General features: G+C 73.5%; 15 protein-coding genes. 11 read left to right on the top strand and 4 right to left on the bottom strand.

The window, feature by feature from the left end; translation table 11 throughout:
• Nucleotides 1–17 precede the first annotated feature (17 nt).
• The 6 genes from ACG01O_RS13745 (at nucleotide 18) to ACG01O_RS13720 (ending at nucleotide 5,765) form a co-directional block, all read left to right on the top strand.
• Nucleotides 18–941 (top strand): diacylglycerol/lipid kinase family protein, encoded by a 924-nt coding sequence (locus ACG01O_RS13745; protein ID WP_394385491.1) that lies wholly within the window; start codon nucleotides 18–20, stop codon nucleotides 939–941.
• Nucleotides 942–1,030: 89 nt separating this feature from the next.
• On the top strand, nucleotides 1,031–2,158 hold the full coding sequence (locus ACG01O_RS13740) for a lactonase family protein (RefSeq protein ID WP_394385489.1): 1,128 nt from the start codon (nucleotides 1,031–1,033) through the stop codon (nucleotides 2,156–2,158).
• Between the two features lie 9 nt (nucleotides 2,159–2,167).
• Nucleotides 2,168–2,647 (top strand): CreA family protein, encoded by a 480-nt coding sequence (locus tag ACG01O_RS13735; RefSeq protein ID WP_394385487.1) that lies wholly within the window; start codon nucleotides 2,168–2,170, stop codon nucleotides 2,645–2,647.
• Nucleotides 2,644–3,801 carry a GGDEF domain-containing protein gene (locus tag ACG01O_RS13730; RefSeq protein WP_394385485.1) on the top strand — a complete coding sequence of 386 codons (1,158 nt, stop codon included), beginning with the start codon at nucleotides 2,644–2,646 and terminating at the stop codon, nucleotides 3,799–3,801. Before ACG01O_RS13735 ends, ACG01O_RS13730 begins: the two co-directional genes overlap by 4 nt.
• 19 nt (nucleotides 3,802–3,820) lie before the next feature.
• Complete coding sequence (locus ACG01O_RS13725; RefSeq protein WP_394385483.1) at nucleotides 3,821–5,407, top strand: acyl-CoA dehydrogenase family protein; 1,587 nt, start codon at nucleotides 3,821–3,823, stop codon at nucleotides 5,405–5,407.
• A 133-nt stretch (nucleotides 5,408–5,540) separates the two neighbouring features.
• Complete coding sequence (locus ACG01O_RS13720) at nucleotides 5,541–5,765, top strand: hypothetical protein (RefSeq protein ID WP_394385481.1); 225 nt, start codon at nucleotides 5,541–5,543, stop codon at nucleotides 5,763–5,765.
• On the opposite strand, the gene ACG01O_RS13715 is transcribed toward ACG01O_RS13720, so the two are convergent.
• Nucleotides 5,755–6,405: a response regulator gene (locus ACG01O_RS13715; protein ID WP_394385479.1), complete on the bottom strand. Its 651-nt coding sequence runs from the start codon at nucleotides 6,403–6,405 to the stop codon at nucleotides 5,755–5,757. The two genes, ACG01O_RS13720 and ACG01O_RS13715, sit on opposite strands and share 11 nt — an antisense overlap.
• Before the next feature lie 209 nt (nucleotides 6,406–6,614).
• Between ACG01O_RS13715 and ACG01O_RS13710 the strand changes: the two genes are divergently transcribed.
• The 3 genes from ACG01O_RS13710 (at nucleotide 6,615) to ACG01O_RS13700 (ending at nucleotide 8,957) form a co-directional block, all read left to right on the top strand.
• Complete coding sequence (locus ACG01O_RS13710; protein ID WP_394385477.1) at nucleotides 6,615–6,944, top strand: BON domain-containing protein; 330 nt, start codon at nucleotides 6,615–6,617, stop codon at nucleotides 6,942–6,944.
• 115 nt (nucleotides 6,945–7,059) lie between these two features.
• Nucleotides 7,060–7,467, top strand: coding sequence for a response regulator transcription factor (locus ACG01O_RS13705; RefSeq protein ID WP_394385475.1), 408 nt, complete (start codon nucleotides 7,060–7,062; stop codon nucleotides 7,465–7,467).
• Nucleotides 7,464–8,957 (top strand): CHASE3 domain-containing protein, encoded by a 1,494-nt coding sequence (locus tag ACG01O_RS13700; RefSeq protein WP_394385473.1) that lies wholly within the window; start codon nucleotides 7,464–7,466, stop codon nucleotides 8,955–8,957. Before ACG01O_RS13705 ends, ACG01O_RS13700 begins: the two co-directional genes overlap by 4 nt.
• Before the next feature lie 61 nt (nucleotides 8,958–9,018).
• Here the strand turns inward: ACG01O_RS13700 and ACG01O_RS13695 are convergent, their stop codons facing one another.
• Nucleotides 9,019–10,800 carry a diguanylate cyclase domain-containing protein gene (locus ACG01O_RS13695; RefSeq protein ID WP_394385470.1) on the bottom strand — a complete coding sequence of 594 codons (1,782 nt, stop codon included), beginning with the start codon at nucleotides 10,798–10,800 and terminating at the stop codon, nucleotides 9,019–9,021.
• Between the two features lie 166 nt (nucleotides 10,801–10,966).
• Here ACG01O_RS13695 and ACG01O_RS13690 point away from each other — a divergent pair, with 166 nt between their 5' ends.
• Complete coding sequence (locus ACG01O_RS13690; protein WP_394385468.1) at nucleotides 10,967–11,401, top strand: hypothetical protein; 435 nt, start codon at nucleotides 10,967–10,969, stop codon at nucleotides 11,399–11,401.
• Between the two features lie 264 nt (nucleotides 11,402–11,665).
• On the opposite strand, the gene ACG01O_RS13685 is transcribed toward ACG01O_RS13690, so the two are convergent.
• Nucleotides 11,666–11,935: a hypothetical protein gene (locus ACG01O_RS13685; protein WP_394385466.1), complete on the bottom strand. Its 270-nt coding sequence runs from the start codon at nucleotides 11,933–11,935 to the stop codon at nucleotides 11,666–11,668.
• A 100-nt stretch (nucleotides 11,936–12,035) separates the two neighbouring features.
• On the opposite strand from ACG01O_RS13685, the gene ACG01O_RS13680 reads away from it, so the two are divergent.
• Complete coding sequence (locus ACG01O_RS13680) at nucleotides 12,036–13,826, top strand: hypothetical protein (protein WP_394385465.1); 1,791 nt, start codon at nucleotides 12,036–12,038, stop codon at nucleotides 13,824–13,826.
• Between the two features lie 18 nt (nucleotides 13,827–13,844).
• Here ACG01O_RS13680 and ACG01O_RS13675 read toward each other — a convergent pair whose 3' ends face one another.
• On the bottom strand, nucleotides 13,845–15,320 hold the full coding sequence (locus ACG01O_RS13675) for a M28 family metallopeptidase (RefSeq protein WP_394385463.1): 1,476 nt from the start codon (nucleotides 15,318–15,320) through the stop codon (nucleotides 13,845–13,847).
• Nucleotides 15,321–15,339 lie beyond the last annotated feature (19 nt).

Below are 15,339 nucleotides of genomic sequence, written 5' to 3'. Positions count from 1 at the left end.
CCGCTTCAATGCGGGCCGTGACCCCGTCTGCCACGGCCTGCGCCGCCCCGTTCGCTTCCGCACCGCCGGCCCTGTGCCTGCTCAACCCCCACGCCGCCCGCGGCCGCTGCGCCGCGCTGGCCGCCCCGCTGCAGGCCGCGCTGCCCGGTGTGCGCGTGAGCCTGCCCGCATCGCCCGACGACGCCCGCCAGCAACTGCTGGCCCTGCCCGAAGGCAGCCGCGTGCTGGTGGCTGGTGGCGACGGCACCGTGCACCAACTGCTGCCCGCCCTGCTGGAGCGCCGCCTGCAACTGGCCCTGCTGCCCGCCGGCACCGGCAATGACCTGGCCCGTGCGCTGGGCCTGGCGGGGATGGCCTGGCGTGACGCCCTCGCCCACGCCCTGCACGCCCCGGCCCCGCCCATGGACGTGGGCCGGTTCCAGGCCGAGGGCGGGCCGGTGCAATGGTTCATGTCCAGCCTCACCGCCGGGTTCGATGCCGCCATCGCCCAGCGCGCCCACGCCGCGCCCGCCTGGCTGCGCGGCCAACCGCGCTACCTGTGGGCCACGCTGGCCGAGATCGCACGGCTGCGCTGCCACCACCTGTGCGTGCAGGCCGATGGCCAACGGCTGCACGACGGCCCGCTGCTGTTCGCGTCCACGCTCAACACCCCCACCTACGGCAGCGGCATGCCCGCCGCGCCGGGCGCCCGCATCGACGACGGCGTGCTGCAACTGCTGCGCGTGGGCGCCTTCGGCCGCCTGGGCGCGCTGGCCATGATGCCCCGGCTGCTGGCGGGCCGGCACCTCAGCCACCCGCGTGTGGCGCTCAGCGGCGTGCGCACGCTGCAGGTCACCAGCCCCGCACCCGTGCCCCTGGCCCTGGACGGCGAGCCCCTGCCCGCCGCTCGCGCATTCCAGGTGCAGGTGCAGCCCGCGACCCTGGCCGTGGTGCGCGCATGATGTGGCTGTGAGCCCGGCGCGCCCCGCGCGAGACTGGTGCCGATGCTCCACCCCCACCTGACGCTGCTGTCCATTCCCCGGCCCCTGCCATGCAACGCCGCCACCTGCTGACCCTGCCCGGCCTGACCCTGGCCCCTCTGATGTCCACCGCCACCCCCGCGCCTGCCCTTCCCCCCCAACGCCTGCATGTGGGCACCTACGCGCCCCAGGGCCAAGGGATCTACAGCTTCTCCATCGCCCCGGACGGCGGCCTGCGCCCGGCCGGCCTCACCCCCAACGCGCACAGCCCCAGCGCCTTGGTGGCCCACGCCGGGCGCCTGTACGCCGCAGAAGAAGCCAGCGACCAAGTGGCCGTGTATGCCCCCACCGCAAGCGGCGGGCTGGACCTGCTGCAACGCCTGCCCAGCGGCGGCCGGGGCCCGTGCCAGCTCAGCCTCGCCGCGGGCCACGCCTGGGTGGCGCACTACGGCGACGCCCGCTTCGCCGCACTGGCGCTGCAGGCCGACGGCCGCCTGGCCGATGCGCACAGCTGGGCCAGTTGCGAAGGCGCGGCCTGCGTGCTCGGCCCGGCCCAGGCGGTCAGCGGCCCGCCGGGCAGCCTGGCCCGCAGCGGGCACGAGGCACCGCACGCCCACATGATCCAGCCCAGCCCCGACGGCCGCTGGCTGCTGGGCACCGACCTGGGCCGCGACCGGCTGCTGGTGTGGCCGCTGGCCGCCGGCGCGCCGCAGGCCGCCGCGCAGGAGCTCGCCTTGAGCCCGGGCTCCGGCCCGCGCCACTTCGCCTTCCACCCGGACGACCCGCGCTGGGTGTACGTGCTGCAGGAGGAATCCTCCACGCTGTCCACCGTGGAACTCACCGACGCCGGCCCGCGCCTGCTGCACGAGATGTCGGTGCTGCCCGAAGGCTTCGTGGGCACCAGCTACGCGTCCGACCTGCTGGTGGCGCCCGGCGGGCGGCACCTCTATGCGCTGAACCGCCTGCACGACAGCCTGGCCGTCATCGCCCTGGCCCAGCCGCGCCGCCCGCGCCTGCTGGACCACCACTGGGTGCACGGCAGCTACCCCCGCAGCGCCGGCCGCGTGGGCCGGCACCTGTATGTGTGCAACCAGCGCAGCGACCAACTCAGCCACTTCGACCTCGGCCGCCCCGAAGCCCCGCGCTTCACCGGGCGCCAGACGGCCGTGCCCTCGCCAGCAGCCGCTTGCGCGCTTTAGACTGGGTTGATGAAGACTGGATCGCTCCCCCTGGCCAGCCTCGTGCTGGTGTTGGCTGCCACGGCCGCCGGTGCTGAGCCCATCGGTTCGGTGGACACCGCGTTCAAGCTCATCGGGCCGGACCACAAGATCGTGGTCGACGCCTACGACGACCCCAAGGTGCAGGGCGTGACCTGCTACGTGTCGCGCGCCAAGACGGGCGGCATCAGCGGCGCCATCGGCCTGGCGGAGGACAAGGCCGAGGCCTCGATCGCCTGCCGCCAGGTCGGCCCCATCAGCATCACGCAGCCGCTGGCCAAGCAGGAAGAGGTGTTCAACGAGCGCATCTCGCTGGTGTTCAAGAAGCTGCGCATCGTGCGCATGGCCGACGCGCAGCGCAACACGCTGGTGTACCTGACCTACTCCGACCGCCTGATCGACGGCTCCCCCAAGAACAGCGTGACCGCCGTGCCCGTGCCGCGCGACACCCCGATCCCGCTGAAGAAATGAGCTTCACCGAAGCGCTGTTCACGCTGCTGCCGCTGCAGGCCCTGGTGGCCGCGCTGGTGCTCGTCACGCTGATGGGCGTGCGCAGCGGCCAGGCCGGCGGGCGCTGGGCACAGGGCGGGCTGCTTGCGCTGGCCCTGGGCCTGGCGCTGGTGAGCCCAGCCGTTACGGCCCGGGTGGGCCCGCAACTGGTGCTGCACAGCGCGGGCGTGGTGGCGCTGAGCGCCGGGCTGGCGGCCCTGTGGTGTGCGTTGGGCGAATGGCTGCGCCGCCGCCGCGGCCGCCCGGTGATGGGAGCGGCCCCGGCCGTGCTGGGCCTGGGCTACGCGCTGCTGTGGCACGACCGCGCCGCCGCACAAACCTGGGCCGACCTGGGCCTGGCGTTGCAACTGGCCTGGCTGGGCGTGGCGCTCACGCAGCCGGGCCGCGCCAGCGTGCTGCAGGGCCTGGCCACGCGGCGCTGGCGGCTGCTGGGGCTGGCGGCCGTGCTGCCGCTGGGCGTGGCGCTGCTGGCGCGCGCGACCGTCACGCAGTTCGGCGTCCCCTCACCCACGCCCGACCTGCTGCTGGCCCTGGCCGGCCAGCTGGCGCTCTTGCTCACGCTGCCCATGCTGCTGCTGGCCTGGCGAGGCCAGACCGAGGCGGAGCTCGCGCACCTGGCGCAAACCGACGGCCTCACCGGCCTGACCGACCGCCCCGCGTTCGTGAAGCGCTCGGTGGACCTCATCTCCATGGCCCGCCGCTACGACGAACCGCTGGCGCTGGTGGTGGTGGAGCTGGACCACTTCGACCGCCTGCAGACCGAGCACGACCTGGACCTCGCCGACCGGGCGCTCGCCCTGTTCGGCAGCTGTGTGCAAACCCAGATGCGCCTGGGCGACGTGGCCGGCCGCCTGGGCACGCAGCGCTTTGGCGTGCTGATGGCCCGCTGCCAGCCCGAAGGCCCGCAAGCGCTGGACCTGCGGCTGCGCACCGCGCTGGCCGAACGCGCCCCGGCCGAGCTGGGGCTGACGCTGAGCTTCAGCGCCGGCTGGGCCAAGCTGCGCCCGGGCGACCGCAACATTGCCGACCTGCAACGCCGCGCCGAAACCGCGCTGTACGAAGCCGTGCGTGCCGGCCGCAGCCAGATGCAGGCCGAGCCGGGTCTGGCCGACTGACCCCATCCCACTGCGCACCATGGCCGACAACCTCGTGGACGACTGGGTGGGCCACAACCGGCTCACCACCGACCCAGCCCTGCACGCCGCGCTGCTCGCCACCGCACCCCACGCCGTGGCGCCCCTCACCCGCTACGGCGAGCAGCTGGGTCAGGCCCACACCGAGCAACTGGCGCGCGACGCCAACCGCCACGGCCCGCAGCTGCACACGCTGGACGCCCGCGGGCGCCGCGTGGACCGGGTGGACTTCCACCCCGCGTGGCACACGCTGCTGGCGATGTACCGCGGCGAGGGTCTGGTGGCCGACGTGTTCGCCACCGACACGCCCGGCCGCTGGGCGAAGTTCGCCGCCGGCTGCTACCTGCACGGCCAGGTGGAGGCCGGCAGCCTGTGCCCGGCCACCATGACGCAGGCCGCCATTCCGGTGCTGATGCGCGAACCGGCCTTGTTCGCGACCGTGCGCGACGGGCTGTTCAGCCGTGCCCACGACCCGCAAGACGCGCCCATCGCCCACAAGGCCAGCCTCTGGGTGGGCATGGGCATGACCGAAAAGCAGGGCGGCTCGGACCTGCGCCGCATCACCACCACCGCCGTGCCGCAGGCCGACGGCAGCCATGCCCTGACCGGGCACAAATGGTTTTTCTCGGCGCCCACCAGCGACGCCCACCTGGTGCTGGCCCGCACCGAGGCAGGGCCCACCTGCTTCTGGCTGCCGCGCTACACACCGGATGGCCAGCGCAACGCGGTGCACCTGCAGCGGCTGAAAGACAAAGTGGGCAACCGCAGCAACTGCAGCAGCGAGGTGGAGTTCCACGGCGCCTGGGCACAGCGCGTGGGCCAGGAGGGGCGCGGCATCCCGACGCTCGTCGAGATGGCCGGCTACACCCGGCTGAACTGCGTGATTGGCAGCGCCGCCTTGCTGCGGGCCGGGCTGGTGCAGGCGCTGCACAACGCACGCGAACGCCACGCCTTCGGCCGGGCGCTGGCCGAGCAACCCTTGATGCAGACCGTGCTGGCCGACCTGGCCCTGGAAAGCGAGGCCGCGATGCGCCTGATGCTGCGCCTGGCGCGCGGCTTCGAGCACGGCGAGCCTGCCTGGCAGCGGCTGATGACGCCGGCCGCCAAGCTGTGGGTGTGCAAGCGCGCGATTGAATGCACCGGCGAGGCGATGGAGCTGCTGGGCGGCAACGGCTATGTGGAAGACGGCGTGCTGGGCCGGCTGTACCGCGAGGCACCGGTGAATTCCATCTGGGAAGGCTCGGGCAACGTGATGGCGCTGGACGTGCTGCGCGCCATCGCCCGCGAGCCCGACGTGGCCCTGGCGCTGCTGGACGGCTTCGCCCACAGCCCGGACGCGCCGGTGCAGGCCGAGGCCCAGCGCCTGCGCCGCTTGCTGACCGGCGACCCCGCCGCGCTGGAAGCCCAGGCCCGCCGCGTGGCGCAGGGCCTGGTGCTGTGCGCCCAGGCCGTGCTGATGCGCGAGCAAGCCAGCACCGCCGCGGCCGACGCCTTCGTGACCACCCGCTTCAGCAGCGACGGCCGCATGCTGGGCACGCAGCCCGTGCCGCAAGCTGCGGCGCTGCTGGCGGCCGCCCTGGCGGGCTGAGGGGGGGGCGCGCGCCGTCACCGCAAACGCGCCACGTTGTCAGCCACCGCTGACACGACACCCCGCGCGCGACCGACAGCACCGGCCCCCACGCAGCGCGATGCTGCAGGCTCCGTTCACCCAGGAGCCCGACATGGCCCGTGCCGCTCGCAACCTCACCGCCCTGTCCACTGACCGCCCCTGCATCCAGCCCCGGGCCTCGCACCGCCCCCGCTGGCCCACGTTGGCCGCCTGGTGGGCCGCCGCACCGGCGGCGGTGGAGGTGGACGTGGGCTACGAATCAGCCCTGCCGTGGGCGTTGGTGGCGTTGCACAGCGAGGGCGAGCACGCCGTCGCCGTGGTGGCCCTCACTCGATGAGCCCGTTCTTGAGCGCGTAGTAAGTCAGGTCGCTGTTGGTGGCCAGGCGCAGCTTCTCCAGCACGCGGGTGCGGTAGGTGCTGACGGTCTTGACGCTCAGGCACAGCGCATCGGCCATGTGCCCCACGGTCTCGCCGCGGGCGAGCCGCAAGAACACCTGAAACTCCCGCTCAGACAGCGCCTCGTGCGCCGGCCGATCGGCCGCGCCCGCCGCCCCACCCGCGCCGGCCACGCTGTCGGCCAACTGCTCGGCCACGGCCGGGCTGATGTAGCGCCGCCCCCGGGCCACCACGCGCACCGCGTCGGCAATCTCCTCCGGGTCGCATTCCTTGTTCAGATAGCCGCTGGCCCCTTGGCGCAGCAAGGTCGTGGCGTAGTGCGCCTCGGGGAAGCCACTCAGGATCAGCACCGGCAGGTCCGGGAATCGCGCCTTGATTGCCGCCAGCGCGTCCACACCGCTCTGGTCGGGCATGGAAATGTCCAGCAGCAGCACATCCACCGTGCCGGCACGCGCCATCTCCAGCGCCTCGCGCCCGGTGCCGCCCTCGGCTGTCACGCGCAGGTCCACGTGCTCGGACAGGAACTGGCGCAGGCCGGCCCGCACGATGGCGTGGTCGTCAACGATGCCGATGCGGATCATGGGCCGGGGATGCAAGGAGTTGGGGAGCGGGCCGGCAGCGTAGCAGCGCCACGCCGACGTGACCACGCCCGGGCCGCGCCGCCTGTCCTACAGCTGGCCCAGCGCCGTCCGACATCCGGCCGCGCTGCGGGACGACCCGGCCCGCCCGGCGCGCCCGCCACAGTGAGACCCAGCGGCTCACCGAAGCCGCCCACCCTCAGGAGAACCTCATGCTCAACAAGTCTGCCCTTACCCTCGCCCTGGCTGCTGCTCTGGTGGCCACTGTGGCCACCACCAGCGGCTGCGCCGTCACGCGCAACCAGGAAAGCGTCGGCGCCTACGTCGACGACACGGCCCTCACCACCCGCGTCAAGGCCAAGTTCGCCGCCGACCCGACCGTCAGCGCCATGGCCATCAGCGTGGAGACGATGAAGGGCACCGTCCAGCTGTCGGGCTTTGCCAAGTCGCACGAAGAAAAGGCCATGGCCGAGAAGCTCGCCCGCGAGACCTCCGGCGTGGTGGCCGTGCGCAACGACATTGCCGTGCGCCACAGCTCCTGAGGCACGCCGGCCTAGGACGCGTCCTACAGCGCAATGCGCTGCTGGCGCGCCCTGCCCGCGGCCGAAGCGGGCCATACTTGCGCCTCCCCTCCCCTTCCAGCGCCGCCGTCGGGCCATGCCAGCACTCAAAGCGTTCATCGTTGAAGACAGCCCGGTGATCCTGGAAAACCTGATCGCGACGCTGGAGGAACTGGCCCAGGTGGAGGTGGTGGGCTCGGTGCCTGACGAAGCTGGCGCGGTGCGCTGGATGAAGCGCGACCCCGACGCCAGCGCCGACCTGTTCATCGTCGACGTGTTCCTGCGCTCCGGCACCGGCCTGGGCGTGCTGCAGGCGGCCCAGCAGCTGGGCGTGCGCGCCCGCCGCGTGGTGCTCACCAACTACGCGACTGAAGAAATGCGCCGCCGCTGCGAGAGCCTTGGCGCCGAGCGCGTGTTCGACAAAAGCCGCGAACTGGACGACCTCATCAGCTACTGCGCCGAGCTGGCCGAGCCCCCCACGCCCGCCACCGCGAGCGCGCCGTGAAGGCGCCCGCCATGCTGCGCCACCTCGACCCGTGGCTGGAAGGTGCCAGCCGCAACCGTGGCCTGGCCGTGGGCCTGGCCGCGTTGGCCGCCGCCGCCGTGATGGGCGTGAGCGAGGCCGCGTACTGGGGCGCCGATGAAGCGCTGCGCCAATCGCAAGCGCGCCACGTGGCCCGCAACGACGGCCTGCGCCTGCGCGAACTGCTGACCGACGCCGAAACCGGCCAACGCGGCTACCTGCTGACCGGGCGGGACGACTACCTCGCCCCGCTGCACCTGGCCGAGGCCGAGTTGCCCAGCGTGCTCAAGCGGCTGCGCGGGCAGTACGCCAGCTCCGCCTGGGAAGCGCTGGTGGCCGACGCCAGCCGCCGCGCGGGCGAAAAACTCTCGGAACTGCAGCTGGTGGTGAAGCTCTACCGCGACGGGCAAGACAGCGCCTGGCGCGGCCTGGTGGAGTCGGACATCGGCCGCGAAAAGATGCAGGCGGTGCGCGAGGCCGTGGCGCAGCTGGACGCCCACGAGCTGACGCAGATCGCGTCCGAGCGCGACGCCGTGGCCCGCTCGCTGAACTACGGCCGCCTGGGCGTGCACGCGCTCACGCTGCTAAGCCTGGTGGGGCTGGCGGTGTTCCTGCGCCGCAATGAGGCCCTGCACGCCGCCCGCCGCGGCCACGCGCAGGAGCTGGCGCAAGAGCGCGACCGGCTGGACCGCGAAGTGGCCCGCCGCACCGCCGAGCTGACCGAACTCGCCCAGCACTTGCAAACCGTGCGCGAAGACGAGCGTGCCCACCTGGCCCGCGAGCTGCACGACGAACTGGGCGCGCTGCTGACCGCCGCCAAGCTGGACGTGGCCCGCATCCGCCGCATGACGAAAACCGCGGCCCCGGAGATTGACGACCGGCTCAAGCACATGAGCGAGTTGCTGGACCAGGGCATTGCGCTCAAGCGCCGCATCATCGAAGACCTGCGCCCGTCGGCGCTGTCCAACCTGGGCCTGATTCCGGCGCTGGAGATCTTCACGCAGGAGTTCGCCCAGCGCTCGGGCCTGCAACTGCAGATCGAGCTGGATGACGCGCCCACCAACGAAGCCGGGCGGCTGGCGCTGTACCGGCTGGTGCAGGAGGCGCTGACCAACGTGCTGCGCCATGCCAAGGCGCGCGTGGTGCGGGTGTCGCTGCAGGCGACGGACGGCTGGCTGCAGCTGCAGATCCGCGACGACGGCCAGGGCTTCAACCCCGACGCCGTGGGCTCCGGTCACCACGGGCTGCTGGGCATGCGCTACCGCATGGAAAGCCTGGGCGGCACGCTGCAACTGCTGTCCACCCCCGGGCGCGGCACGCTGGTGCTGGCCCGCCTGCCGGTCACGGCCGACACCGAGCCGCCGGCGGGCGATGCCACCGGCACCGAACCGGCCCCGCTGTCCGAACCCGGCGCGCTGGACAGCGCACGGGCGGAAGGGCCGACTGCACCCGCCGCGCGTCTCACGGCCTGAGGCGCTTGGCGCCTGCCGGTCCGTCCGGCGGGACCGTCCGACCGGGGCGCGCCCACCCCGTTCACGCCGCCAGCGGCACCAACTGCACCCGGTTGCGCCCGGCCGCCTTGGCGGCCAGGCAGGCCGCGTCGGCCTGCTGCAGCACGGCATCGGCCGTGGCGGCCCGCGGCCCCAGCGCGGCCACGCCGATGCTGACCCCCAGCTGCACGCGATGCGGCCCCTGCTCATGCCGCACCTGGGCCACGCTGCGGCACAGGGCCTCGGCCACGCGCTCGGCTTCGTCCGGCCCGCAGTTCTCCAGCAGCGCGGCGAACTCATCCCCGCCCAACCGGGCCACGGTGTCACGCCCGCGCACGCCGGCCTGCAGGCGGCGCGCCACCTCGCACAGCACCGCATCGCCCGCCGCGTGGCCGCACAGGTCGTTGACCTGCTTGAACCGGTCCAGGTCCAGCGCCAGCACCGCGTGGTGGCTGCCGTCGCGCCGGCTGCGTTCCAGCGCGCGGTTCAACCGCTGCGCGAACTCGGCGCGGTTGACCAGGCCGGTGAGGCTGTCATGGCTGGCATGCCAGCGGATCTCGTCGAACTGGCGCCGCTGCTGCGTGACGTCACGAAACACCAGCACCGTGCCTCGCACCGCGCCCCCGCCGTGGCGGATGGGCGCCACCGACGCATCCACCGCCCGGCGGCGGCCGTCGCGCGACACCAGCACGGCGGCCGCCGCCAGCGGCGTGACCTGCCCGTCGCGCAGGCAGCGTCCCACCACATGGGCGGGGCCCTCGCCGGGGCCCGGGCCTGCGGGTGCAGACGCCGCCGGCAGCTCGGTCACGAACACATGCGCTGCGGGCTGGCCCTGGGCGTCGTCAGCCCGCCAGCCGGTCAGGCGTTGGGCCACCGGGTTGAGCCAGGTCACGCGGCCCTGGGCGTCGGTGGTGAGCACGGCGTCGCCAATGCTTTGCAGCGTGGTTTCCAGCAGCTCACGCTGCTCCTGCAGCTGCTGTTGCAGGCGGCGCGGTTCGCTGACGTCCCAGCACACGCCGGCCACGCGCACCGGCCGGCCGCTGGCGTGGCGCAGCACGCGGCCGGCCCAGCGCAGCACGCGCAGCTCGCCGTCGGGGCAGGTCACGCACCATTCACCGTCCAGCGCGGCGCCCTCGCGCAGCGCGGCCCGCAGCACCTGCGCCGCCGCGCGCCGGTCGGGCGGCAGCAGGCGGCGGCGCCACGCGGCCAGGTCCAGGCCCGCTGGGCGGGCGGTCTCGCCGTGCAGGCGCCACATCGCGTCGTCCCAGGTCAGGCGCCCGGCCCGCGGGCCGGGGGTCAAGTCCCAATCCCACACGCCCACACCGCCGCTGTGCGTGGCCAGGTCCAGCCGGTCCAGCGCCCGCTCCAGCTCGGCACGCACGGCGGCCGGCTCGGTCACATCCAGCAGCACCAGGCTGACGGGCCCCGTCGGCGATGAAGAGCCTTCAGCGCCCACTTCGGCATCGGTCCCGGCATCGGCCCCTGCCACCGCAGCATCGGCCCGCCCCACCACCCGCAGCACCCGGCCGGTGCCACAGGGCAACTCCACGTCCCAGCCCTGCCCTTGTTCGGCGGCGCGCTGCAGGGCGGCGTCCAGCATGGCCGCACCATCAGGGCCGAAGGCGCCCAGCACGGCGGCCAGCGTGGGCACCCGCCCGGCGGGCAGCCCGAGCAGCTCGCAGGCGGCGTCCGACACCACCAGTTGCCCGGAGGCCGGCCACCACTCGCAGGCGCCCACGCCGGCCAGGCGGCAGCAGCGGTCCAGGAATCGTGCGTTCTGCGCCAGGGCGCGTTCGGCCGCCGAAGGGGCGGTGGGCTGGGTCATCGAGCGGCTCCATCACCAGGATCCGAAAGCTTCGGCGCCCCAGTCGCGCTGCCTTGTCGGCCAAGCCTGAGCCCCCTGTAGGACAACGCCGCAGCCGCACTCCGCGCAGACCATTTGCGCCACTGTCCTACACCGTCGCTTGCACCGCCAGGCGACACTGCTGCGCATGAAGCAACTGACCTCCCCGACCCAACTCGCCGGCGTGGCCGCCCTGGCCCTCGCGGCCCTGAGCCCGGTGGCCCACGCGGCCGACGTGGCGGTGTCCATCGGCTTCAGCCAACCGGGCGTCTACGGCCGAGTGGACATCGGCCGCTACCCGCAGCCCGTGCTGGTGGCGCCGCAACCGGTGGTCATCGGCCGGCCGGTGTACGCCGCCGAGCCGATGTACCTGTGGGTGCCGCCCGGCCACCGCAAAGACTGGCGAAAGCACTGCGCGCATTACGGCGCCTGCGGCGCGCCGGTGTACTTCATCGAAGACGGCTGGTACCGCCAGCATGTGGTGGTGGAGCGGCGCGAGGACCGGGACGACCGCGACGACCGCGGCCGGGGCCGGGGCCGCGGGCGCGGCCATGGGCATGGCCGTGGTCACGACAAGGACTGACGCCCTCCGGCGCTGACACCGCGCCGAGCCCCACGGGCCCCGGGGATGCGCCCCCGGGACGTCCGCCCAGAAGTCCGCCCAGAAGTGCACTGAGAAGCGCCGGCGCAACCGCACAGATCGATGCACCCTGGCGCGGCTGCGGCCCCTACAGTTGAGTGGCTGTAAACCGCCCGACTGCCGGATGAACTCGCCCGCCCCTGCCGCCCGCCCGCCCCTGCGCGAGATCGCGTCGCCGCCCGCACCGCGCCGCTACGGCCCCTCGGCCTACGCCTGGCCCATGCTGCTGGCGCTGGCCGCCTGCGGAGGCGGTGGTGGCAGCACCGCCGACACCCCCATCCCGCCGCCGCCCCCGGCCGCCACGCCCACGCCGCTGCCGATGCCGACGCCGAATCCGTCGCCATCGCCATCCCCCTCGCCGACGCCCTCTCCGTCCCCCTCGCCCAGCCCCACGCCCAGTCCGGCTCCAACGCCAAGCCCGACGCCCAGCCCCACACCGTCGCCGACGCCGTCGCCCACCCCGGCGCCGACGCCCACGCCGTCTCCAAGCCCGACCCCGGCCCCAACGCCAGCGCCCACACCGACGCCAACGCCGCCCCCCCCGCCACCTCCGCCACCGCCCCCGCCGGTCTCGGGCGTGGTGGCGGCCGGACTGGCCCTCAACGGAGCCACCGTGCGGGTGCTGGACACCACCGGCAAAGTCGTGGCCTCGGGCCGCAGCGTCACGGCGGCCACCGGCGCCTACGGGCCCATCACCCTCACGGGCACCGGCACCTTCCGCGTGGAGGCCTGCGGCACCGTGGGCGACAAGCCCTTGTGCGTCTGGGCGCTCACCAATGCCGGCGGCACGGTCAACCTGACCCCTCTGACAAGCGCCGTGGCGGTCCTGGCCAGCGGCCAGGGCCCCGAGACGCTGATGAGCGACGCCCTCAGCGTCAGTGACACCTCGCTGATCGCTGCACAAAGCTGGCTGCGCCTGGCGCTCGCCCCCGCGTTCAGCGATGCGGGCCTGGCCAGTGACTTCAACGTCATGACCGGCGTGGTGGCCCCGGGCACCCACACCGGGCACGACCGGGTGCTGGACACGGTGGGGGTGGGTCTGGGCGCTGACACCAAGGGCTTCGTCACCCTGGAAGGCCGCATGGGCGGCGGGCAAGCCTATCTGGAGCCCGCCAACACCCTGGGCAGCCTGCAGTTCGCACCGGCTGCCGCCAACCTCGACCTGCCGGGGCTGGACACGCTGTTCTCCCGCATGGCCCTGGCGGTGGCCAACAGCGCCACCTGCCAAAGCGGCCTGGCCGCCGTGTTCGACAGCGCCGCCCGCAGCAGCCTGGACCCGACCTCCCTCACCTCCAGCGGCGCGGTGGAGGCGGCGCAGCTGATCTGCCTGCGCATGGGCGGCGTGTTGGGCGACGGCGAGGTGCTGTTCGGCGGCAAGCTGCTGCCCACCACGCTGGGCCGGTGCGACTTTTCCGGCACCGACCCGGTGTGCCGCGTGAACCTGATGTTCCAGACGAGCAAGGGCTTCCAGCGCGCCCTTGGCGTGGAACAGGTGGCCGTGAAGCGCGCTGCGGGCTGGCTGTTCCTGGGCAACCGGCTGGAGGTGCAGGCCACCGCCACCGCGCGCCTGGTGCTGACGCGCCGCGTCGACTCGCTGGCCAACGACAGCTACAGCCGCTACCTGGACGTGGCGATTCCGGCCATCAACGTCAGCGGCGGTGCGGCCTTGCAGTGCGCCCGCGTGAGCCAGAAAGACAGCAGCGGCGCCGATGTGCCGCTGGGGCTCTTCAAGAGGGCGGGGGGCAACTACCTCAGCTTGTGGAGCGCCAGCGCGGGCGACCCCACGCCCAGCCTGGACCCCGCCAGCGGCGCCACGCGCGGCAGCAACGTGGTGGCGCTGCCGCTGGCCAGCGGCACGGCGGGCGATGCGGTCGTGCGCAACTTCGTGCGCAACGGCCGCGCGTTGAAGGTGGAACTGTTTGCCGACACCGTCTGCAGCACGCCGCTGAATGGGCTGGACGGCGCCTCCGTCAGCATCGACGTGGCCGGGCTGCTGCCGCTGGCCAGCACCAGCCAGACGGGCCAGCCCTGGCCCGCCTTGGCGGCGGCCGCCACCACCGCACTCGTGGGCCTGAAGGGCAGCGCCGGTGGCAAGTTGACGTTTGCGCCCACCTGGACGCTGCCCCGGGCCAGCCTGGCCGTGAACCGCGCCCAGCTGTGCACCGACAAGGCCTGCACCAGCAAACTGGCCGACCTGGAACTGGCCGCCGGCGCCACCACGGCCGCATTCGCGCCCACGCTGGGCGGCACGGCGCTGAATGCCAGCGACTACAAGCTGCTGCGCATCACCGGCCGCATGCCGGACGGGCTGGTGTTGCAGTTGGACAGCCAGTCCTGCAGCGCCCAGGGCTCCGGCCTGGGCTGCTGAGCGGCCGGCGGACGCAGTTCAACGGCGCGGCAGCGGATAGCTCGCCAGGCTGGCGTAGCCGGCCTTGGACACCGCCTGCACGCCGAACACCACGTTGTCCTTGGACACCGGCAGCGTCACCCGCGTGGTGCGGCCCACGTCCTTGGCCTGCTGCCAGGCGGCGGAGTCGGTGTCGCGCCAGACGACGCGGTAGCCCGCCACCTCGGGGTCGTCGCTGGGCTGCCACTCCAGCGTGGAATCGTTGGTGAGTTCGCGCGCGTCCAGCCGCACGCCCTTGGGCGCAGCCGGCGCCCAGGCGAGCGTGGCCAGGCCGGCCAGGTTGGCGCGGGTCACGTCAGCCACGAAGGGGAAGTCCACGAACTCGGGCAGGTCGCCGTAGACCACGCCGTTCTCCGTCCTGGGGTTCTGGTGCTGGTGCGCGAAGTTCTCGAACGGCTCGGTGATGCGCACCGCCGCGTAGCCGCGCTCCAGGAAGGGGATGTGATCGCCGCCCCGCAGGTAGCGGTCGCGGCGCTGGATGAGCTGCACCGTGAAGCCCGGCATGGCCGCTTCGGCCGCGGCCTTGAGGTGCCGGCCGAGCTGGTGGGTGGGCAGGTCTTCACTGCCGCCGGCTTGCAGCAACGGCAGCAAATCGGCCTGCATCGCCGCCAGGGCCTTGGCATCGGCCTCGGTCGCGGGGCGGTTGGCGTTGGCCGCGGTGAGCAGGCGCACCAAGGGGTCCAACCCGTCGGCGAACAGGCGCAGGCGCTTGGCGTCCCGCTGGCCGGCATCGCCGCGCGAGCTGCCGATGATGTCGTTGGTGATCATGGCTTCGACGTTCGTGCCCGCAGCACGGGCCTCGCGGGCCCACTGCGCCGCGCCCAGCAGGCCTTGCTCCTCCCCGGGCACGGCCATGAACACGAGCGTGGCGTCGAACGGCCGCTGCGCGGCCTGGCGGGCCATCACGCAGGCCAGCTCCATCACGGCCACGGTGCCGGAGGCGTCGTCGTTGGCGCCGGGGGCTTCGCCCAGCGAGTCCATCACGTCGCTGTTGCGCGAGTCGTAGTGGCCGCTGACCACCAGCACGCGGCCTTTGCTTGCACCCTGGCCCGGCAGCGTGGCCACCACGTTCACGAGTTCAGTCGGCTGACTCACGCGGTTGCCGGCGGGCTCGATGAAGCTTTGCTCCTCCACCCGCAGCCGGCCGCCCGAGGCCTTGGCACAGGCCTTGAGTTCGGCGGTGATCCAGCGCCGGGCGGCGCCGATGCCGCGCGTCTCAGACGCAATGTCGGACGCGGTGTGCCGCGTGCCGAAGCCCACCAGCTTGCGGATGCGCGCCTCGATGCGCGCCGGGCTCACCTCGGCCAGCATGGCCTGCAACTCGTCGCCCCGCTGGGGTGGCGGCGTCTGGGACTGCGAGGGCTGGGGCTGGGCCTGGGCCGCGGTAGCGAACAGGGCGAGGGCCAGGGGAAGGGCCAAGGAGGCGGCGAGGGACAGGGGGGGGAGGCGTCGCATGCAAAAGATTCTGCCCTTG

The organism is Pelomonas baiyunensis, assembly GCF_043555935.1.
GTDB lineage: Bacteria > Pseudomonadota > Gammaproteobacteria > Burkholderiales > Burkholderiaceae_C > Pelomonas > Pelomonas baiyunensis.
This window is presented reverse-complemented; position numbering and strand designations above follow the sequence as displayed.

What these genes read in the sequence shown, in the direction of transcription:
- ACG01O_RS13740 (WP_394385489.1), top strand. Translation starts at nt 1,031, where the DNA reads ATGCAACGCCGCCACCTGCTGACCCTGCCCGGCCTGACCCTGGCCCCT.
- ACG01O_RS13735 (WP_394385487.1), top strand. Translation starts at nt 2,168, where the DNA reads ATGAAGACTGGATCGCTCCCCCTGGCCAGCCTCGTGCTGGTGTTGGCT.
- ACG01O_RS13730 (WP_394385485.1), top strand. Translation starts at nt 2,644, where the DNA reads ATGAGCTTCACCGAAGCGCTGTTCACGCTGCTGCCGCTGCAGGCCCTG.
- ACG01O_RS13725 (WP_394385483.1), top strand. Translation starts at nt 3,821, where the DNA reads ATGGCCGACAACCTCGTGGACGACTGGGTGGGCCACAACCGGCTCACC.
- ACG01O_RS13720 (WP_394385481.1), top strand. Translation starts at nt 5,541, where the DNA reads ATGGCCCGTGCCGCTCGCAACCTCACCGCCCTGTCCACTGACCGCCCC.
- ACG01O_RS13715 (WP_394385479.1), bottom strand. Translation starts at nt 6,405, where the DNA reads ATGATCCGCATCGGCATCGTTGACGACCACGCCATCGTGCGGGCCGGC.
- ACG01O_RS13710 (WP_394385477.1), top strand. Translation starts at nt 6,615, where the DNA reads ATGCTCAACAAGTCTGCCCTTACCCTCGCCCTGGCTGCTGCTCTGGTG.
- ACG01O_RS13705 (WP_394385475.1), top strand. Translation starts at nt 7,060, where the DNA reads ATGCCAGCACTCAAAGCGTTCATCGTTGAAGACAGCCCGGTGATCCTG.
- ACG01O_RS13695 (WP_394385470.1), bottom strand. Translation starts at nt 10,800, where the DNA reads ATGACCCAGCCCACCGCCCCTTCGGCGGCCGAACGCGCCCTGGCGCAG.
- ACG01O_RS13690 (WP_394385468.1), top strand. Translation starts at nt 10,967, where the DNA reads ATGAAGCAACTGACCTCCCCGACCCAACTCGCCGGCGTGGCCGCCCTG.
- ACG01O_RS13675 (WP_394385463.1), bottom strand. Translation starts at nt 15,320, where the DNA reads ATGCGACGCCTCCCCCCCCTGTCCCTCGCCGCCTCCTTGGCCCTTCCC.